Raw genomic sequence first — 19008 nt, 5'->3', positions numbered from 1 at the left:
AAAGTGGTGCTCGAATTTTTCGAGCACCACTTTTTTTAATCTAACTGTATTTTATTTATAGTAAAGACCATATTGTTTATTGGTCCTGTTATTTCATTTATTCTTGAGTTCGTATAGTATAATTCATTGTCATAAATACTAAAGGTATCGGCCCATTTTACTTTTTCTCCTTGTGCAAAGACATTCATTTCCCCAGTAGCAACATTTAGTTGAACAATTCCATTTTTTTCTAAATCGGCTAAATATAAATTGTTATTGCTATCGAAAATCATTCCGTCTGGAGCAGGTGTTTTTTTAATAAGTTGAACACTAGCCTGAATCTGTTCTTCAGTCCCATTAATTAATGTGTTTGTAGGAACAGCGTATAAGTTATATCCAGTTAAAGCATGATAATAGAGTAATTCTCTTTTTGGATCTAAAGCGATTCCATCTGAGTGAACGGTATTATTCCAAGAAGTACCATTAAAGTTTAAGTGATCTACTTCAGCCAATGTTGAAGAATGATTATCTAATACACGTTTAAAATTACCAGAGTTTAAATCTAATACAACTAAACCTGCATGACCAGAATCTGTCATATAAGCCGTTCCATTTTTTAAATCGATACGAATATCATTTATATACGAATCTTTATGATAAGCGTCTTCAGGTAAAACATATGTTTTTGCCAACTGATTTGTTGTTAGATCAAAAACAAAGATTCTAGGATTGTTTATCACTCCTTTAAATTCTGGGTTGCGAGTATCGATAACATATAATTTATCTTTAGCGGCAACTACAGATTGTACTGCGACAAATAAAGAATCACTGACAGGATTTCCTATTTTCCATGAATTCCATTCAGTATTAGGATATGGCATCGCTTTCCCTTTTTCACCTACAGCTACAACAGCATTGGTAACACCTTTTCTCCATCTAGGGAAGTTAGCGAAAATTCTTCCATTTTGACTTACCGTTACACCAGTAATCTGTTGTCCAGTAAAAGCGGCAACCTCAATAATTTTTCTGTCTTTTTTGTTAGCACAACTCATTAAAACCGTTAGAGCTACAATAGCTATTAGTTTCTTCATACAACTGTGTTTTTTGATTTTATTAAAGGAAATAATTTATAATGTAAAATTACTTAAAATACTTGAAGTACTATTTACAAAACAGCATTAGAAATCTGAAAAAAAATCAGCATAAAAAATAATTGGAGTATGCTAATTAAGATGTGTTATTTTGATTGTTGTATTTGAATAGGCTGATCGAATAAATTAACGCCACCTTTAACAGCAAAATCTAAAGTTGTTACTGCATAGGCAATAGAGATATCCTCTTGCTCAAAACGACTCTTAATACGCATAATAATATCATTTTTTGCGTTTAAATAATCTGTTTGATGCGTAAATTTTATCCAAAAACGTAATTCGAAATTATAAGTAGAATCGCCAATATCTGTAAAATAAAAGTCAATTCCTTCTTTTTTTAGAAGTCCAGTTATTTTACTAGCTTCTTCTAAAGAAACTTTTTTTACGAGTGCTAGATCATCTCCATAAGAAACACCAGTTTTTAGAATTACACGTCGTTTTCCAAAAGTAGAGTAATTGGTAAAAGAACTGTTATATATAATTTGATTTGGGACAAACACTTCTTGTCCAGCAATAGTTTTTACAGAAGTAGTAATCCAACTAATATCTTTAATTGTTCCAAAAGTACCATTGAGTTCTACCCAATCTCCATCTTTAAATGGTCGTTGCATGTTTAGTAAAAAGCCAGCAAAAGCATTTGATGCAATATCTTTAAAAGCAAAACCAGCAACAATACCTACAATTCCAGCTCCTGCTAATAGTTTTGAAAGAACACCTTCCAAACCTAAAACTTCTAATGCTAAAAATACACCAGATAATAGAAAGAAAAAGTAAATTCCAGTAGATATAACTTTTGCTATATCGTGTTGTTGCTTCTTAAATATTTTGGTGTAGAATTTTAATCCAGCATTTCTAAAAAACTTAGCTATAAAATAAAAAACAACGAGTATTATGATAGCTAAAACTATTTTTGGCAAATAATTAAATATGGAGTGTTGCCACTTATCTAATAAGTCTCTTGTGTCTTTTATGCTATCCATGTATAGTATAAGCTATTTTCTTAGCTGTAAAGTTAGTAAAATACTAAGAATAGAAAAGTACTGTAAAGTATGTTGTTATTAATTTTTCCTTATCGTAATTTGAAATTACGTTTACTTATTTTTTTGCATTTGGTTAAAGAAGAATTTGATAACTTCAAAATTAACCTCAGAGGTTGTCCAATGCCCTACATCTTCGTATGTTTTAAAAATTGGATGAATATTATTTTCGTGATATAAATCTTGGCATTTTAAATACCTCTTAAGTACAGTTTTACCAATGTTATTATTAATAACTGCACGTTCATTTTTTGTGTAAGCATCATCAAATTGAACAGCATCATTATTATCTAATTTACCCATGTAGATAAATTGTGGAATATCTTTGTATGTACTACTATCAAATTGTTTTTTAAATAAACTATTGAAATCAGCAGTTCCAATAGGGTAATTAAGTTGGATACCATTTATCTTTTTCATAGGTAACATTAATTCACCATTAAAACCTCCAATTGCTAATGCTTGTATAGTTGTAGGATGTATAAATGAAAAACGATTTGTAAATGTTGCAGAAGCCGAAAAACCATTCATAAATATTTTTTCATGAACCTGAATGTTCATTTTATTCAACTGTTGTTTAGCATCTTTTATCATTGCCAATAATTGCAAGTCTAGTCGTTTTAATGTAGGAGAGCTGTTTGTTATTACATCACTGTCTAAAGCATGAGTATATAGTAAAGGTTGCGATGCTGGTCTCGGAAATATTGGTACTAATAATGGTATTTTTAACATGGTAGCAATATTGTTTCCTACAGAGCTAACTGACGCTAATTCTATCGCATATTTTTTATGAACTTCGATACTATCAGATGTTTTACCAGTATTATTAGGTTCTACAAGTAAAAAGGTTTTTTGTTGCGTAGGTGTTTCTTTAGGGACAAATAAAATGTAATCATTATAAAATCCTTTTTTAGGATTTTTTTTGATAATGAGCATTTTGTTGTCGTTGAGGTTTTCTTTTTCTGCGTTTTGTGCAAAAGAAAATTGAGAGAAGATTATAAAGGTTAAGATAAATATGCTACGCATTCTAGAATAATTTTAGATGTTAGAACGATTCAATAAAGGTTCTGTTACAAATTTTAGCATTTCTTTTATAAACCTTTATTGAATCGTTGAGATGGATATGTACTCTCAGAATGTTATAAACTTTCTAATAGTTGTATCAGTGGAGCAATTTCAGCAGTATTTTTTTGTTTTCTTTTTTGAATGCTATAATACATTCCGAAGAGTAGTACACTTGAAAGTAGCAGATGCACTAGTACTTTTATGGAAAAGGTTGCTTCAAAATTTTGTAAAATTTCTATATAACCAATGTTCATTCCAGATATTAAAAGAAAAGTATATATCCACATATAAATTGAAGTTATGCGCATTTTACGAGTTAATTTTTTAATCAATGTCTGTACGTATGCATGATTTGTTAATTCAATATTATTTTGAATAACCGGAAGTTTACTTTTATATACTTGAAAAAGTATTAGTAACATTCCAAATCCAATTAAAGAAAATGATGTGGCATAATAGAAATTAGAAAGAATTGGTAATAAAATTGCTAAAAGTACAAACGTACCTATTATAGCAATTAATAGTATGATGCGTTCTAATTTTCCTTTTTTCTCCATTTGATTTAAACTATCAATTAGTTTTTCTATATCTAAAGGAGAAGCTGCTTTTTGCTTCCAAAGGTTTTGCCATTGTGTGAATTCTTTTTCCATTATTATGTAAGCTTTTTAGTTAATGTTTTTTTAATCCTATTAATTCTGACACCAACATTAGAAGTTGTAAGTCCAGTGATATTAGCAATGTCTGTGTAGCTACAATTTTCTAATACTAGTCCAATAATTATTCGATCCATTTCTTTAAGAGAAGAAATAGCAGCGTAGAGTTTTTTTACTTCCTGTTCTGTATCAGTCGCTTGTACTTCTCCAAGTTCTTGATGAGGAAAATCCGTTTGATAAGCGGTCTTTTTCTGTTGTAGTTTATTTTTCCTATTCAATGTTAAAAGAGCGGTATTAGTGGTAATACGATACATCCATGTTTCTATACTACTTTCTTGTCTAAATGAATTTAAGTTATTCCATACCTTTATTAAGACCTCTTGAAATAAATCATCGGCATCATTTGCATTACCCATGAAGCCCAGACAGAGTCGATAAATTTTATTTTTAGATGTTGCGTACACCTGCTTAAAATAATCTTCTTTATTGTGCATCATTGATAAACGATTTTACAGAATTTATAAACCATTTAGGTTCGTCCCACATAATAAAGTGTTTTGCTGTATTAGCAATTGTTATTGTTACATTTTCAGCTTTCGAAAATTGTTGTTTATAGTTTTTCAATACCATTTCTTTTGTTACTCCATAGTTTTTTCCTCCATACCAACTACCAAGTACAAGAATAGGAATTTTCACCTTCTCTATATCCTTTCTTAAGTCTGTAGTCATAAGTTCATACATTGCCTGAGCAATGGTTTTTCTGTCTGATATAAGAGACCATTTTGTAGCTACTTTAATTTTTGTGCTATCTGTAATCATGGTTGCCATTGTATTTTTTTGTTGCTGCAAAAATTGCTTTTCAGGAGTATTGAGCAACATTTTTTTCATCATGTTTGCTTGCGATATTACATTTTCTTCTGTAGCATTTGGATTATAAGCAGCAGCCATAAAAGGATATGAATCTACAATAACAATTTCTTTTAATAAATCAGGATTTGAACTAGCTATAGAAAGTGATAGAAAACCACCTAAACTGTGCCCTATTAGTATTGGTTTTTGATGGAAATTAGTTTGAATATATTTTATGATTTCATCTTTTATTACAGGTAGAAATCCTTTGTTTAGTGTAATAGGAGTTTGATTTGCAAAACCTGGTAAGGTTAAGATGTGGCATTCATAATTTTTCTCTAAAGTCTTTGTAGTTTGTTCCCATACTTTACCAGAAGAAGCCAACCCAGGAATTAAAACAATAGGTCTCCCTTTTCCTTTTATTTCAACATGAAAAGAAAATTCTTTTGTTTGACTATAAAATTGTGTTTGAATAAAAAGAAGAATAAGTAAGAATGCTAATTTTTTCATCGTAAATATTTTTGTGATTTACTCTTTAGATTAGCAAGGAAATAATTTATTACACTTTTTTAATTTTTTGTGTAAAAAACTTTTTTAGTCTAAAATTAGTTACGCCTTTTCCTCATATTCAGGGCAATCTAATCTTATTTCAGAAGATTGTAATTCTTTGTTTAATAAATTACAGAAATGAACTTTTGCATGTTTTTGATAGTATTTACATCCAAAACAAGTTCTTTGCACTGTAAGAATTCCACTTTTATTTAACTTATAAATAAGTGTGCTTAATGTTTCGAATAAACTTTCTTTTTCGGTTTTATCGAAGTTATCTATTTGTGTTTTTAAAGGATTTGAAAAGTCATGTGTATCATTTACAATAGCATTTCCTTTATCGGATAAAATGATGGTATAACTTCTATTGTCTGAAGAAGAGTAGTCTTTGTTAATGAGTTCTTTTTTATTTAAAACTCTAATTGCATCGCTAATTGTTGGTTTAGTTACATTAAACTCTTTTGCAAGATGGCTGACATTACATAGTTCTCGTTTATGAAATGCTATAAAGATGAGTATTTGAATTTGTATAGGGCTTAAACCAACAAGTTTGGCTTTATCCCAGAGTAGTTTTTTAAATACTTCTGAAACGCGCTCTAATCCTGCAACAATTTTGCTCGAAATATCTTTTTGTTGTTCTTCTGGGTTGAATGTACTCTCGTTCATAAAAAAAAGCCTGTCCGAATTTATTAGACAGGCAAAGTTAGTAATCCTAATTAACTTAATTACAGTTTTCCATTTCTATAATTGCAAATCCATTATTTTGGATAGCAGCAACCATTTCATCAGTTGCTTGTTCAATATGGCAAAGACGGCATTCTTTTGCTGTTAATTTCAACGTTTCAAACGGTTTTGTTTTTAGATATTCTGTACCAAAATCAAATACAGTATTTTCATCTGTGATATGATCTGGCACTAGAATATCAAAATGCATCAACTTTCCGTCTTCTCTCCTCACATAGGTATCCCAAACTGATACTTTCATATTTATTGTTTTTTAACTTTATAAGGTAATGATAAGTTGCCACTAGCTACGCTATAAACGTCATATACACCTAACATTGGTAAGCTAGGATTACTTGTGTTCACTTGCATGAATGCAGCTACACCATCATAATTAAAATCAATTTTATTGTTCATTCTGTAATTTGGAACAACAACTTTTATAGTATGTTTATGAGTTGTTATAGGGTAACCTGGAGAATCCATGTACATTGGCATTCCAGGATTTGTAGGCGGTAACACTACAGTTTTATCTGCTTTTTTGAATTGTTTTACAGAAAGTCCGCCAGCAACTCTTTCATCTTTATGTAATACTACCCAATGCGGATGCCAAATAACACCATCGTTATCGTATTTTTGGTCATTGTTTTCATCCCAAAGTGGAGTATCATCAAAATCTGGATGTGATGTTAGCGCAAGTGCTAAAATACCATCTGTTTGATTAAAACCAACATCTGTAGGTTGTAAGGTAGTAGGAAATACATAACCTAATACTGGTGCACCATCTAATTGCCCTGCTTTTTTTGGAACTGTTTTTCCTGCAGTACCATTAACAGCTATTTCCCAAACAGTAATTCCTAAGTCTTTATGATTTGTTACTTGAACATTTTTAATGTTGAAGTCTTCATTTTTGTATTCACTTTTTTGAGCACAAGATACAGTAGTACATAATAAAAGTGTTGTCGTAAATATTGTTATAATAGTTTTCATATTTTTTGTTTTTAAAATAGTTAGAACCCTTTAAGGTAGGAATCCTAACTATTTTGATTAAAAAATTATCCTTTTACATCTGCCATTGAGGCACCAAAATTAATATGTAATGTATTACCGTTTGGTGTTACTAATGCTGGTACTGAGGTTACTCCTGCCGCTTCTGCTTCAGCAATTCTGTTACGATCTTCTCCTATGTGAACGATTTCAACATTTTCTGATCCGATTAAATTAACAATATCATGTTCAGCACTAATACAAACTGGACATCCTGCGTGGTAAAAAATTGATTTGCTCATAATAATATGTATTGACTTTAAATTTGTTTATGCATTATTGCGATACAAATATAGTAAGGATTCCTAACTAAATAAAATTTTATTGAATTTTTTTACAGATAAGATATAATATGGAGTGTGTTTTGGAAGTCTTTTTTTATTTATTTAGCCTTTGTTTTCGAGGCTTCCCAACCTATGATGACTTTTTTTCGAATAGGGTTCCAACGATAACCGCCAATGTTTCCATTTTTTTGAATTACTCTATGACAAGGGATTAAATAAGCAATAGGATTGTTTCCAATAGCAGTGCCTACTGCTCTTGATGCTTTCGGACGATCAATTATTTGGGCAATAGTTCCATAGGTGGAAACTTTTCCATAAGGTATTGATAATAATGCTTCCCATACTTTTAATTGAAATTCTGTTCCCTTTAAATGTAGTTTTATTTCATTCAATTGTTTCCAATCGTTTTGAAAAATATACAAAGCATCTTGCTGAAATTTATCTGAATTTTGATGAAAGCTAGCTTTAGGGAATTTAGCTTGTAAAATTGTAAATGCACTTTGATGATCTTCAACAAACGCTAAATGACAAATACCTTTAGTTGTTGAGGCCACAATTAAATTGCCAAAAGAGCTAGTAGCAAACGAATAATTTATAATTAAATTAACGCCTCCGTTTTTATATTCACCAGGTGTCATTCCTTCCATTGAGATAAATAAATCATGTAACCTACTTGTTCCAGATAAACCCGTTTCATAAGCTGTATCTAGTAAGGTCAAATTAGATTCTTTTAATAAAGATTTCGCATAATTTGAGCTGATAAATTTTAAATACTTTTTAGGACTGATACCTACCCAGTCTTTAAACAAACGTTGAAAATGGAAAGGACTTAAACCTAAATGTTCTGCAATTTCATTTAAAGAGGGTTGATCTTTAAAATTAGCGTCAATGTAAGCAATAGCTTTCGCAATTTTATCGTAATGGAATTCCTTATTAGCTATCGACATTTTATAAACCTATTTCTTTTACTATTTGATTTCCAATTTTAATTACCCATAAAAATAATTCATCTAAATCATTTTTCTTGGTTTTATGATTAACGATACAAACTCTGATGCAGTAATTCCCTTTTAATATAGTAGACGAAGGTGAAGCAATTCCTTGCTCTTGTAATCGGATAATTATTTCTTCGTTTAATTTGTTTATAGTTTGAATGTTAGCCTGCTTATGTATGAATTGGAAACAAACAATACTCATAGTTACTGGTGTAAGTAATTTTAGTTGTTTAGAACCTGAAACTAGTTTACCTAAATATTGCGCTTGCTCATTATTTTTTGCAATTAAAGCCGCATATTTATGAATTCCGTATTCTTTTAAATTCATCCAAACTTTTAGCGCTTTAAAACCTCTAGATAGTTCAAAGCCATAATTGTTAATTGAGTCTAGTCCACCAGCTAATCCTCTTTTTGTTTGTAAAAGGTAATTAGGAGTAATCGCAAAAGAAGCTCTATGCGCTTCAGCATTTTTAACGAGTAAACAACCGAGTTCATATGGAATATGTAACCATTTATGTAAATCAAAAGCAACACTATCTGCTTTTTCAATATATGCTAGTTGTTCTGTAAATTTTGGATCTAATTTAGCCAATGCACCATAAGCACCATCTATATGAAACCATAAGTTGAATGTTTTGCATAGTTCATAAATCTCCTTTAATGGATCTATTGCTCCAGTATTAACGGTACCGGTAGTAGCAACAATGCAAAATGGTTGAAAGCCTGCTTGCAGATCTAAAGCTATTTGCTTTTTAAGCTCATTAATATCCATTTGAAAATGTTCGTTCGTTATAATCTTCCGAACAGATTTATTTCCAAGTCCAATGATTTCAGCTGCTTTAGTAATACAGCTATGTGTTTCTTCAGAACAATACAAAACCATTTGTTTTTTATGATGCTGAATTCCGTATGCTCTTACAGATGGATTATGAAAATTTCTAGCAACAGTTAGTCCCGTAATATTAGCCATAGACCCACCGCTTAACAATATTCCAGATGCAGTTTCTGGATAATTAAGCATTTGTTTACACCATTTTACGACTTGTTTGTCTACATACATAGCAGCATGTTCTCCAATCGTAACATTGGGGTTCATTGTGGTTGCTAGCATTTCACTAAAAGCAGCTGTTATTGTCCCAGTTCCTTGCACCCAAGCCCAGAATCTAGGATGTATATTTCCTTTAGGAAAAGGTAAAATGAATTCTTTAAATTCTTGATAAACACTTTTTGGATTTTGAGGGTTTTGGGGAATATCTTCTTCAAAATGAAGTTTTACGTTTTGAGGTATTTCTTTCCAACTAGGTTGTTCTTGTATGTTTTGTAGATACGAAACCATATCATCAACCATTTCATAACCTAAGTTTTTTATTTCTTCCCAGTTATGAGGTGTTAAACCATGAATGTCTTCTAGTTTTTTTGTCTTCATGTGGCAATATTAATTTTAATAGAAAGTGGAGACAACCCGATTCTTGCTGTCTTTTTTTAATTAATGTGAATCTCGGATACGTATTTTTATAAGTTCGAGTGATTTTATAAGTATTAATGGAAAATAATTTCGCTCGAAGTGACACTGTTTTTATAAGTAAGTTCCACGTTAAAATTAATATTTTTTATAATTAGTATAAAAACAAAATACCTCCTATAAATGATATAAGAGGTGTGCTACTTTTATTTAGTTAAAAATTATTGTTAGCATTATGAACTACATGATAACATAGAACAACCTACTTTGTGTTTAGCCCAATCTGGTCTTTTAGCAAACCACTTTTCTTGTGATGGTTGCTCAGCGTAAGGTTCTTTTAGTAACTCGTGTAACTCCTTAATTAATTCATAATTTCCTTTGTCTGCATCATCTATAGCTAACTGTGCCATATAATTTCGTAAGACATATTTAGGATTTACTAAGTTCATTTTTTCAGCACGCAAAGCATCATCAATGTCTTCTTTCTGAATTGCAGTTAGATAATTAGTAAACCAATTATTCCATTTTTCTAAAGCTTCTTCAGTATTAGTAACATAAAAAGCATCCTTAATTTTAGCAAAGGCTTCTTCAGAAGTGTCTTTGCTTAATACTTTAGAAAGGTTACGGAAGAAAATAGTATAATCTATTTCTGTTATCTGCAATGTTTGTTCTAACTCAGAAATTAAAGAAACATAATTTTCATCAGTATTTAAGCCTAACTTTTGTTTCATCATTGTTCTGTATGCTTGCAGATATAATTTCTCATATTCTTCTAGAATGGCTTGTAAAGGTTCGACTTCTTCTACTAAAGCATACAAGGCATTGGCAAGTTTGTATAAATTCCACATTCCAATGTATGGCTGATTTCCATATCTATACCTTCTGTGCTGTGCATCTGTTGTATTAGGAGTCCATTCGTAATCAAAATCTTCCAACCAACCATAAGGACCATAATCTATAGTCAATCCTAAAATAGACATGTTGTCGGTATTCATTACTCCGTGAACAAAACCAACTCTTTGCCAATCTACAATCATTTTTATAGTATTATCTCGAACACTACTTAAAAAATCAAGATATTTTTGTTTTCCTTCAGAAGTAATTTCAGGATAAAAATGTTTGATAGTATAATCTGCTAATGCTTGTAAAGTTTCTTTATCTTCTCTGGCTGCGAAAATTTCAAAATTACCAAAGCGAATAAAACTTGGAGCAACTCTACATACAACGGCTCCTTTTTCGTAAGCAGCATTTCCGTTGTACATAATATCTCTTAAAACTTGATCTCCTGTTAAGGATAAAGATAAAGATCGAGTAGTGGGTATTCCTAAATGATGCATTGCTTCACTACATAAATGCTCGCGAATAGATGAACGAAGTACAGCCAAACCATCTGCTCTTCTAGAATATGGAGTTTCTCCTGCTCCTTTTAATTGTAATGTCCAACGTTTATCGTTATGTACTACTTCAAATAAATTAATAGCTCGTCCGTCTCCTAATTGACCAGCCCAGTTTCCAAATTGATGTCCACCATAACACATGGCATATGGATGTGTTCCTTCTAAAACAGTATTTCCTGTAAAAAGGTTTAAAAATTCTTTTGAAGTACTATCTCCCTTTGATAACCCAATGTTTGCTAACATCTCCTCAGAAACGTGAAGTAGCTGAGGCTTTGCAGTCTTTTTAGGCGTAACATAAGAGAAGCAAGCATTGTATACTTGCCTTCTCGTATTTTCTAAATTTTTATCTGCTGGTAGTTCTTTATTGAATGTGTCTTTATTATTGATTTTCATTTGTTTCACAATTATTTATAGTGTTAAAATACTTTCAAGAAGTATTACTGTATTGGTCGTAATTATGTCTAAAATCTTTCAAAAATAACGACTATAATTCACTGCAAATTTACTATAGGATAGGTAACAAATGAAAAACCTCAAACTTATTTGTTTGAGGTTTAAATTTTTTAGATAATATTTTAATAGAAGGTGAAATATTGCCCTGCAATTTCACGTGTCCAACTATATACATTTAAGCATAGAGTATATGTTTTACCAACGGTAAGTTCTTTTCCTTTAGGAAAATTTAAATGAATAGTGCCTTGATTAGGAGAGGAAGAAGAAAACTTATAGATAACTCCTGCTACTGCATGATTACTATCTTTAAGCTCATTTCCTTCTACTAAATAAATTCTCATAGATTTTACATTAGCAAAATCATTTGGAACTCTATATTTAGCTGTAACACGATTGTTTCTAACATTTAATTTATAACATCTACTACTGTTAAAATCAAAAATATCTCCAGAGTCAACTCTTACAGTAGCTGCTGTTGCATTTATACTTTGATCTGTATTGTTTGGACCATAGCCAATAACATAAGATTTTTCATCAAAATCTAATTTATTGTCTTTAATAGTAGCCCATAGTTCAGGTTCACTACCTGGAACTTTAGTCTCTGTGATTTTTTGTCCTGTTTCTTCATCAAAAACATAAACAATTCCTCCGTATTTTATTCCTGTACCAGTACTAGGACGTCTAATTTTTATTCTTAATTCATTTCTTTGAATGATTTGCACGTCTGTAATAGCTGTTACTGAAGAAGCTGATGAGTTTTGTATAGCTTCCTCTATATTAATTGAATTTTCAGTTAGTATTAAATTTTCCATTTTTTAAAATTTGATTTTCCCTACTCGTGAGGTTTTTCGGGATTCACCTCGTTTTTAATAGTTGCTGATCTCTACTTTTTAGAAAAGAATTGATAACGTTATTAGTTGATTTCCGGAATTAAAATTATTGTTTTTAGTGTTTTTTAAAATGAAGATATCAGTAGACGGTAAATATGATTTCGTAAACGAATTAAAAAGAAGTGTAAACGATATTCAAATTAAGAATCAGAGGTTTCTATTGTTAATTTTCTAACAAAATGGTATCTTGCTAGGAACCCCGAAATTATAAAAACACCAAATATGAACTTGCCTTTACCATTAGATACCTTAAAGATTGTAAAACTGAATAGTAGTGGAAATCCTATTATTATAAATAATCATATTTCTGTAGGACCTTTTGTAAGAATAACGGAACTCCCAAATGATAACTATATATATATCGCTGTTTTTTTTGAAAGTAGTACTATTACATCTGAAGAGAATATTGGTTTAAAAGCTACTTACGAATTCACAAATGAAGAAAATAGTGAAGCTGTTATTTATTTAGAAGTTACTGTAGATAAAAAAACAAATATTAACGCAGAGAAACAATCTTTATGGTCTATTACATGTTCTCCTGACATGGAAGCAACAGGACCTTTTACAATTAAAAGAGTGGAGGTTAGAGTAGATTTTGCTCCAGCAAATGCTAATGAACCTACACGTGGTACCGTTGTAATCCCGCCTGGAGGAGGAGATAGTTTAGGAGGACTCAAATAATCTGTTGTGTTTGTCCTAAGAATTAGTCTATTATTTTTTCTTTTTTGGTCTTACAGCTATGCACAAACTACATACATAGATGATTTTTTTTCTGAAAAGTGTAGTTATTGTCAAAATAAAGAAGAGCGCAATGCTGGAATTTTATCAGATATACCAGAACATGCTTGGCATAATGCACATATAACATTCTCTAATAAAGATTATAAGAAAGTAAACTATTATTTATTAAAAGATCAGAAAACATCTTCACCATTAAAAAAGATGTTACAAGGATATCTCTTCTTTCGGTTAAAACTGTATAAAGAGTCTGAGAAATGTTTTAGAGATGCTGTGTTTAAAAATGATACAGTTTTTCATTTAATTCAATTAAAAAGCTTAGCAGATTTTTATGAAAGAAAAAATTACGATTCAGCTACTTTTTATTGCGAAAGAATATTGCATCAAAAAAAACTTCCGTATAAATTAAAAAATGAAGTATATGAAAGTTTAGCATTTTTAAACTTATCCAAGAAAAAATTTGATAAAGCAGAAGTATCGTATCTTTCTTTATTAGCGATTTATAAAAAAGCAAAAGATTCTATAGCATTTGCAAGAGTATACTCTAATCTAGGGAATTTATATTTTGAACAGTATAAAGATGAAAAAGCACAACAATATTTCGATTCAGCTTATACTGTAAGTAAATTGTTGAAAAACCTTACGTTAAAAAAAGATATAACACATAACTTATATATTGTTTCTGAAGCTTTAAAAGAACATGAAAATGCTGTAAAATATTTAAAAGAATACAGTGCAATAAAAGATACGATTCAAAAAGAAAATACAATTTGGCAAATAGCACAGCAAAAAGAAACTTTTAATGTGGCTAAAAAACAAGCCGAAACAGATAAAAGAACCGCACAACGTAATGTATTTATTATAGTTTCGATTGCTGTTTTCTTATTGTTATTAACTACGTTTTTATTCTATAAGAAGTTAAAAGAGCAGTATAGAGAAAATCAGAAATTAAATAAAAAATTAAAAGAAGCAAATGAGCTAAAAAGTCAGATTTTTAGCATTGTGGCACATGATTTAAGAAGTCCAGTTGCTCTCTTAAAACAAAAGTTTAGAATTAGTGCTTCTAAAACTATAGATGATAAAATTACTATAGACAAGAAAGCTGTATCTATTATAGATTCATTAAGTTTTTTGTTAGATAATTTATTGAATTGGGCATTAAGCGAGTCTAATTTATTACATGTACATAAAGATTGGTTTCCATTATTACCAGTAATAAAACAAATAGCGCATCAATACAAATCATTAATTGAGGAAAAGAAGATTGAATTAACTATTAGCAATTTAAATGCAATATTGATTTTTGGAGATTCAGAACTTTTTAAGATTGCAATTAGAAACTGTTTAGATAATGCAATAAAGTTTACACCAAAAGGAGGAAAGATCTCAATATCGGGTAAAATAACAGCGACATTTTTTGAAATAAATATTCAAGACTCAGGAGTTGGAATTTCTGAAACTGTTTTAAAAACCTTGTTTGATCTTCATGGGAAAAAGGCCCAAAAAGATACTGAAGGTAGAAAAAGTTCAGGTTTAGGCTTGCATTTAGTAAAATCTATGATTGATATAAATAATGGAGCAATTCGTATAAAAAATAATCCAAAAGGAGGAACTATTGTGTCTATATCAATGCCTCATAAAATTATAGCATAAGGAAATGAAGAAAATAAAGATTTTAATTTTAGAAGACCATACTGAAGAAGGAGAGTTATTAGAAGAAATTCTAACCGAAGAATATGAGGTTATTGGAGTAGCAACTAACTATGTAGAAGCGGTAGGATTGTATCATTTACATATGCCAGATGTAGTAGTTCTTGATATTTTTATTAATGACAAACGTGAAGGAATTGACTTTGCGAATTATATTAATAAAAATAAAGCGATTCCTATTTTGTTTCTAACAAATGCTAAAGATCGGGAGACATTTAAAGGAATTAAAAACTCTAATGCGTATAATTATTTACCAAAACCTGTAGATGCTTTTGTAATTAAAGTGAATATTGAGTTAGCTCTAGAAAAGTTTGCAAATCAGTATGGCGAATTATCTACTAAAGAAAATGGAGTAATACCTATAAATGAAGATTTATTTATTAAAAAGAAAGACTCATTATTCAAGATTTCTAAAGATGAAATTTATTATTTAGAAGCCGATGATAAGTATTGTCATATTCATATGGAAGAATCCAAATTTCTAATTCAAAAAAGCTTAACCAGTTTTTCAAAGGAGTTTCCAGATACATTTTTTAAAACGCACAGAAAATTTTTAGTAAACAAGAATTTGATTCATAGAATAGACATAGTAGATTGTGCTATCATTCTTAAAAACAATGCAGTTGTTCCCATAAGTCAACGGATTAAAAAAGAAATGAAAGAGGGCTTAAATATTTTTACATGAAAACTAACTTGCTACAAAGTTACTAATAAGCTCACTTATGTATTTCGGTTGTTCTTCTTGAATAAAATGTTTAGCATCTAATAAATGAATGTTTTCAGGTAAGATATCCAAATCTTTTACAACCAATTGCTCTTGTGGTTCCCATTTTAAAAATTCATCGTTTTTCCCCCAAATAACCAATGTAGGTTTATTTAAACCCTTAAGTATATTTTTATAATTAGGTAAGTTATGACATGTTCTAGAAAAGAAATAATACATTGCTTTGTTCTTTCCTTCTAATAAAGGTTTTTTATATCCTTCTAAATCTGTTTTTGTCAAGTTGTTTTGGGTAACACTCATGTTAAATAGATTTGTAATCAGTTTGTTATTTGTAAACTTAATAGTGTATAACCACATAACAAAACGAGTAAATAGATTCTTGCCAAATCGCATAGGAGGAACAAATCCTTCTTCGTAAATAATCGTATTTAAAATAACTAAATTCTGAATTCTTTGCGGTTGTAGTTTACACAATTCCCAAGTCCATAAACCACTAGCATCATGAAAAACATGCGTCCACTTTTCAATATTCAAAAAATCCATTAAATTAATAATACGTTGGGCTTGTTTGTGTTCTTCATATATTTCGTAATCTTTTGGAGCATCACTAGAACCAAAACCAAGCATATCTATGGCAATAACTCGATACCCATGAGAAGACAATTGTGGAATTATATGTCTATACAACCAACCAGATGTTGGAATTCCATGAACTAATAAAATAACAGGACCTGTACCTTGATCTATATAAGCTATTTTTCCATCTTCAGATTGAAAGTATTGTTGCGCCTTTCTAAAAGCTGCGTAATTCATAGTCTAGTCAGTTTTTAAACCTTCTAAGATATTAAAGTTGTATGAAAATACGCATTATTAGCTAATGTTTTATGAACTGGACATTTAGATGCAATCTCTTTCAATCGCTTTCGCTGTGCATCATCTAAATTCCCTATTAATTGAATGTCTTTGGTAAAATAATCAACTATTTGTGGTTTTTCTGTTGCTATATTTAATTCATCACTCTTTTTCTTAGCGTGCGAAACGTATACATACACTTCTTGTAAATCCCATTGTTTACGTTGTGCATATAATTTTAACGTCATAGCTGTACAAGCTATTAAAGCTGCATTCAGATAATCGTATGGAGATGGGCCAAAATCATCGCCTCCAACTGAAGTAGGTTCATCTGCAACTAAATGATGGTTCTTAACTTGTATTTGAGTTGTAAAATTATCTTCTAGTAAGTTTAAATGTCCCACAGAAGCTGCATTTCCACTGTTTAATGTTTGTTGATGTTTTTTAGGAAAGTAACGTTGTACCCAAGTTCCAATTACATTTCCTGCATAGTTGCTATCTTCTGGATTTTGTAAAAGATGATCTGCATTATCTAAAGTAACAAAGCTTTTAGGGTGATGTGCATTATGATATAATTTTTCTGCATTTTTAATCCCGACAATTTTATCTATAGGAGAATGCATAATCAGAATTGGCTTTCGCAATTCATGTACAATTGAAGGTAAATCGGTTTTGGTAAAATTAGCTACAAACTCCTGATTAATTTTAAAAGGTCTACCTCCAATATTCACTTGAACTTCTCCTTTTTCAGCAACTTCATCAAGCCCGTGAGAAAATAAGTGTGTAACATGTTCTACATCGGCTGGAGCGCCAATAGTTGCCACAGCTTTTATATTGTTTAATTGTGAAGCTGCCGTAATAACTGCAGCACCTCCTAATGAATGCCCAACAAGTAAAGAAGGAGCTTCATAGTTTTTATTCATATAGTCGCTTACAGCTATTAAGTCTGAAACATTTGCTGAAAAATGACTTTCATAAAATTCACCTTCACTTTTTCCAAGTCCCGTAAAATCAAAACGAACAACACCAAAACCATATTTTGTAAGTGTTTTACTAATATTTCTTACAGCACTTAAAGAACTGGAGCAGGTAAAACAATGAGCAAAGATGGCATAAGCATCAGGTTTTTGATTGGTAGGTAATTCTAAATATGCATTTAAAATTTTGCCGTTTTCGTTAGGAATATGTAATTGTGTTCTTTTCATAAAAGTTATTCGTAAGAAAAATAGTTCAAACGTTACTTGTAAGTCGAAGGTACTCGTGTTTTCTTACGAATAACTTATGTGAATTTATTTTAATTTATCTGCGTATAATTTTCGAACTTTTGCAAGTTTTGGTGTAATTACAAAATTACAATAGGCTTGTTCTTTATTGTTGTTGTAATAGTTTTGATGTACATCTTCTGCAGCAAAAAATATAGGCATCTCTGCTAGTTCAGTTACAATAGGATTATCAAAATACTTTTGAACTTCTTCAATAACTGTTTCTGCTATGGCTTTTTCAGAGGTATTTTGATAAAAAATAACAGATCTATATTGTGTTCCAACATCTGCTCCTTGTTTGTTAAGTGTTGTTGGATCGTGAGTTGTCATAAAAATGATTAAAATTTCCTCATACGAAATAATAGTAGCATCGTATGTAATTTGTACCACTTCTGCGTGTCCTGTTAATCCAGAACAAACTTCACGATAGGTTGGATGTCCGGGAACATTTCCGCCTGCATATCCAGAAACTACTTTTTCTACGCCTTTAATTTCATTAAAAATAGCTTCTGTACACCAAAAACATCCGCCACCTACTGTTGCTTTTTTAAGTTGTTTCATTTTCTAAAGCTAAGGATAAAGAGTTCACACAAAAACGCAAACCACTTGGTGCAGGACCATCAGGAAAAACATGTCCTAAATGTGCATCGCAAGTGTTGCATAATATTTCTACTCGAATCATACCATGCGAAGTATCTTTATAATATTTTACAGCATTTTCTTTAATAGGCTGTGTAAAACTAGGCCATCCAGAACTCGATTCAAATTTTATTGTAGAATCGAAAAGTGGTGTGTTACAACAAGCACAGTTGTATTTGCCAGAAGTAAATGAAGAGCAATGTTCTCCACTAAAAGGCCTTTCTGTACCTTTTAAACGCGTAATGGTATATACATCTGACGATAGTATTTCTTTCCATTCTTCTTGTGTTTTCTCTACTCTTTTATCTGGAGTTGGATTACCACTTACAGAAAAGTTAATAATGTTTTTCCAAGTTAACATAAATGATGTTTTAGTATTTTTTAAAACGTTTATAAATATTGGTTAACAATAAAATGTACACTCAACAGTTATTTTAGTTGCTGTATAGCACTTACACTTACATAAAAAACAATGCAAAGTGTAAGGTTTTTAGATTTCAGGTACTTATGTATTTGTATAATTACTTTAATAAAGTTTACTTACTTTTA

The 19008-nt window shown here is 30.4% G+C and carries 21 protein-coding genes; 3 read left to right on the top strand and 18 right to left on the bottom strand.

Annotation, left to right across the window (positions count from 1 at the left end; all coding sequences use genetic code 11):
• Positions 1–35: 35 nt before the first annotated feature.
• The 14 genes from ACKTTC_RS07705 to ACKTTC_RS07640 form a co-directional block, all read right to left on the bottom strand.
• Positions 36–1070: an L-dopachrome tautomerase-related protein gene (locus ACKTTC_RS07705; RefSeq protein WP_408039229.1), complete on the bottom strand. Its 1035-nt coding sequence runs from the start codon at positions 1068–1070 to the stop codon at positions 36–38.
• A gap of 146 nt (positions 1071–1216) precedes the next feature.
• Positions 1217–2110, bottom strand: a complete 894-nt coding sequence (locus ACKTTC_RS07700; RefSeq protein WP_408039228.1) for a mechanosensitive ion channel family protein — start codon at positions 2108–2110, stop codon at positions 1217–1219.
• A gap of 111 nt (positions 2111–2221) precedes the next feature.
• On the bottom strand, positions 2222–3193 hold the full coding sequence (locus ACKTTC_RS07695) for a hypothetical protein (RefSeq protein WP_408039227.1): 972 nt from the start codon (positions 3191–3193) through the stop codon (positions 2222–2224).
• Between the two features lie 113 nt (positions 3194–3306).
• Positions 3307–3882 (bottom strand): hypothetical protein, encoded by a 576-nt coding sequence (locus tag ACKTTC_RS07690; RefSeq protein WP_408039226.1) that lies wholly within the window; start codon positions 3880–3882, stop codon positions 3307–3309.
• A gap of 2 nt (positions 3883–3884) precedes the next feature.
• Positions 3885–4379: an RNA polymerase sigma factor gene (locus tag ACKTTC_RS07685; RefSeq protein ID WP_408039242.1), complete on the bottom strand. Its 495-nt coding sequence runs from the start codon at positions 4377–4379 to the stop codon at positions 3885–3887.
• On the bottom strand, positions 4369–5244 hold the full coding sequence (locus ACKTTC_RS07680) for an alpha/beta fold hydrolase (RefSeq protein WP_408039225.1): 876 nt from the start codon (positions 5242–5244) through the stop codon (positions 4369–4371). The genes ACKTTC_RS07685 and ACKTTC_RS07680 overlap by 11 nt, the downstream gene beginning before the upstream one ends.
• A 99-nt stretch (positions 5245–5343) precedes the next feature.
• Entirely contained in the window at positions 5344–5949 is a 606-nt protein-coding gene (locus ACKTTC_RS07675) for a MarR family winged helix-turn-helix transcriptional regulator (RefSeq protein ID WP_408039224.1), read from the bottom strand.
• A 55-nt stretch (positions 5950–6004) separates the two neighbouring features.
• Positions 6005–6268 (bottom strand): DUF2024 family protein, encoded by a 264-nt coding sequence (locus ACKTTC_RS07670; RefSeq protein WP_408039223.1) that lies wholly within the window; start codon positions 6266–6268, stop codon positions 6005–6007.
• A 2-nt stretch (positions 6269–6270) separates the two neighbouring features.
• The gene (locus ACKTTC_RS07665) at positions 6271–6996 is read right to left on the bottom strand and encodes a hypothetical protein (RefSeq protein WP_408039222.1); all 726 of its coding nucleotides are present in this window, start codon (positions 6994–6996) and stop codon (positions 6271–6273) included.
• A gap of 65 nt (positions 6997–7061) precedes the next feature.
• On the bottom strand, positions 7062–7295 hold the full coding sequence (locus ACKTTC_RS07660) for a thioredoxin family protein (RefSeq protein ID WP_408039221.1): 234 nt from the start codon (positions 7293–7295) through the stop codon (positions 7062–7064).
• Positions 7296–7435: 140 nt separating this feature from the next.
• The gene (locus ACKTTC_RS07655; protein WP_408039220.1) at positions 7436–8284 is read right to left on the bottom strand and encodes a bifunctional transcriptional activator/DNA repair enzyme AdaA; all 849 of its coding nucleotides are present in this window, start codon (positions 8282–8284) and stop codon (positions 7436–7438) included.
• Between the two features lies 1 nt (position 8285).
• Entirely contained in the window at positions 8286–9758 is a 1473-nt protein-coding gene (locus ACKTTC_RS07650) for a pyridoxal phosphate-dependent decarboxylase family protein (protein WP_408039219.1), read from the bottom strand.
• Between the two features lie 269 nt (positions 9759–10027).
• Complete coding sequence (locus tag ACKTTC_RS07645; protein WP_408039218.1) at positions 10028–11584, bottom strand: protein adenylyltransferase SelO; 1557 nt, start codon at positions 11582–11584, stop codon at positions 10028–10030.
• 182 nt (positions 11585–11766) lie between these two features.
• Positions 11767–12456: a hypothetical protein gene (locus ACKTTC_RS07640; RefSeq protein WP_408039217.1), complete on the bottom strand. Its 690-nt coding sequence runs from the start codon at positions 12454–12456 to the stop codon at positions 11767–11769.
• 300 nt (positions 12457–12756) lie between these two features.
• On the opposite strand from ACKTTC_RS07640, the gene ACKTTC_RS07635 reads away from it, so the two are divergent.
• Genes ACKTTC_RS07635 through ACKTTC_RS07625 form a run of 3 tightly spaced genes read left to right on the top strand, consistent with a single transcriptional unit; the run spans position 12757 to position 15667 of the window.
• Complete coding sequence (locus ACKTTC_RS07635) at positions 12757–13215, top strand: hypothetical protein (RefSeq protein ID WP_408039216.1); 459 nt, start codon at positions 12757–12759, stop codon at positions 13213–13215.
• Between the two features lie 6 nt (positions 13216–13221).
• Positions 13222–14925, top strand: coding sequence for a tetratricopeptide repeat-containing sensor histidine kinase (locus ACKTTC_RS07630; protein ID WP_408039215.1), 1704 nt, complete (start codon positions 13222–13224; stop codon positions 14923–14925).
• 4 nt (positions 14926–14929) lie between these two features.
• Positions 14930–15667: a LytR/AlgR family response regulator transcription factor gene (locus tag ACKTTC_RS07625; protein WP_408039214.1), complete on the top strand. Its 738-nt coding sequence runs from the start codon at positions 14930–14932 to the stop codon at positions 15665–15667.
• A gap of 3 nt (positions 15668–15670) precedes the next feature.
• On the opposite strand, the gene ACKTTC_RS07620 is transcribed toward ACKTTC_RS07625, so the two are convergent.
• The 4 genes from ACKTTC_RS07620 to msrB form a co-directional block, all read right to left on the bottom strand.
• Complete coding sequence (locus tag ACKTTC_RS07620; protein WP_408039213.1) at positions 15671–16519, bottom strand: alpha/beta fold hydrolase; 849 nt, start codon at positions 16517–16519, stop codon at positions 15671–15673.
• A 23-nt stretch (positions 16520–16542) separates the two neighbouring features.
• Positions 16543–17763: a bifunctional alpha/beta hydrolase/OsmC family protein gene (locus ACKTTC_RS07615; RefSeq protein ID WP_408039212.1), complete on the bottom strand. Its 1221-nt coding sequence runs from the start codon at positions 17761–17763 to the stop codon at positions 16543–16545.
• A gap of 84 nt (positions 17764–17847) precedes the next feature.
• Positions 17848–18381 (bottom strand): peptide-methionine (S)-S-oxide reductase MsrA, encoded by a 534-nt coding sequence (gene msrA / locus ACKTTC_RS07610; RefSeq protein ID WP_408039211.1) that lies wholly within the window; start codon positions 18379–18381, stop codon positions 17848–17850.
• Entirely contained in the window at positions 18368–18820 is a 453-nt protein-coding gene (msrB, locus tag ACKTTC_RS07605; RefSeq protein WP_408039210.1) for a peptide-methionine (R)-S-oxide reductase MsrB, read from the bottom strand. Before msrB ends, msrA begins: the two co-directional genes overlap by 14 nt.
• Between the last annotated feature and the right edge of the window lie 188 nt (positions 18821–19008).

It is taken from the genome of Tenacibaculum amylolyticum, from assembly GCF_964511145.1.
Taxonomy (GTDB): domain Bacteria; phylum Bacteroidota; class Bacteroidia; order Flavobacteriales; family Flavobacteriaceae; genus Polaribacter; species Polaribacter amylolyticum.
Note: the sequence above shows the minus strand (reverse complement) of the source record. Positions and strands in the feature narration are given on the sequence as shown.

What these genes read in the sequence shown, in the direction of transcription:
- ACKTTC_RS07705 (WP_408039229.1), bottom strand. Translation starts at nt 1,070, where the DNA reads ATGAAGAAACTAATAGCTATTGTAGCTCTAACGGTTTTAATGAGTTGT.
- ACKTTC_RS07700 (WP_408039228.1), bottom strand. Translation starts at nt 2,110, where the DNA reads ATGGATAGCATAAAAGACACAAGAGACTTATTAGATAAGTGGCAACAC.
- ACKTTC_RS07695 (WP_408039227.1), bottom strand. Translation starts at nt 3,193, where the DNA reads ATGCGTAGCATATTTATCTTAACCTTTATAATCTTCTCTCAATTTTCT.
- ACKTTC_RS07690 (WP_408039226.1), bottom strand. Translation starts at nt 3,882, where the DNA reads ATGGAAAAAGAATTCACACAATGGCAAAACCTTTGGAAGCAAAAAGCA.
- ACKTTC_RS07685 (WP_408039242.1), bottom strand. Translation starts at nt 4,379, where the DNA reads ATGCACAATAAAGAAGATTATTTTAAGCAGGTGTACGCAACATCTAAA.
- ACKTTC_RS07680 (WP_408039225.1), bottom strand. Translation starts at nt 5,244, where the DNA reads ATGAAAAAATTAGCATTCTTACTTATTCTTCTTTTTATTCAAACACAA.
- ACKTTC_RS07675 (WP_408039224.1), bottom strand. Translation starts at nt 5,949, where the DNA reads ATGAACGAGAGTACATTCAACCCAGAAGAACAACAAAAAGATATTTCG.
- ACKTTC_RS07670 (WP_408039223.1), bottom strand. Translation starts at nt 6,268, where the DNA reads ATGAAAGTATCAGTTTGGGATACCTATGTGAGGAGAGAAGACGGAAAG.
- ACKTTC_RS07665 (WP_408039222.1), bottom strand. Translation starts at nt 6,996, where the DNA reads ATGAAAACTATTATAACAATATTTACGACAACACTTTTATTATGTACT.
- ACKTTC_RS07660 (WP_408039221.1), bottom strand. Translation starts at nt 7,295, where the DNA reads ATGAGCAAATCAATTTTTTACCACGCAGGATGTCCAGTTTGTATTAGT.
- ACKTTC_RS07655 (WP_408039220.1), bottom strand. Translation starts at nt 8,284, where the DNA reads ATGTCGATAGCTAATAAGGAATTCCATTACGATAAAATTGCGAAAGCT.
- ACKTTC_RS07650 (WP_408039219.1), bottom strand. Translation starts at nt 9,758, where the DNA reads ATGAAGACAAAAAAACTAGAAGACATTCATGGTTTAACACCTCATAAC.
- ACKTTC_RS07645 (WP_408039218.1), bottom strand. Translation starts at nt 11,584, where the DNA reads ATGAAAATCAATAATAAAGACACATTCAATAAAGAACTACCAGCAGAT.
- ACKTTC_RS07640 (WP_408039217.1), bottom strand. Translation starts at nt 12,456, where the DNA reads ATGGAAAATTTAATACTAACTGAAAATTCAATTAATATAGAGGAAGCT.
- ACKTTC_RS07635 (WP_408039216.1), top strand. Translation starts at nt 12,757, where the DNA reads ATGAACTTGCCTTTACCATTAGATACCTTAAAGATTGTAAAACTGAAT.
- ACKTTC_RS07625 (WP_408039214.1), top strand. Translation starts at nt 14,930, where the DNA reads ATGAAGAAAATAAAGATTTTAATTTTAGAAGACCATACTGAAGAAGGA.
- ACKTTC_RS07620 (WP_408039213.1), bottom strand. Translation starts at nt 16,519, where the DNA reads ATGAATTACGCAGCTTTTAGAAAGGCGCAACAATACTTTCAATCTGAA.
- ACKTTC_RS07615 (WP_408039212.1), bottom strand. Translation starts at nt 17,763, where the DNA reads ATGAAAAGAACACAATTACATATTCCTAACGAAAACGGCAAAATTTTA.
- msrA (WP_408039211.1), bottom strand. Translation starts at nt 18,381, where the DNA reads ATGAAACAACTTAAAAAAGCAACAGTAGGTGGCGGATGTTTTTGGTGT.
- msrB (WP_408039210.1), bottom strand. Translation starts at nt 18,820, where the DNA reads ATGTTAACTTGGAAAAACATTATTAACTTTTCTGTAAGTGGTAATCCA.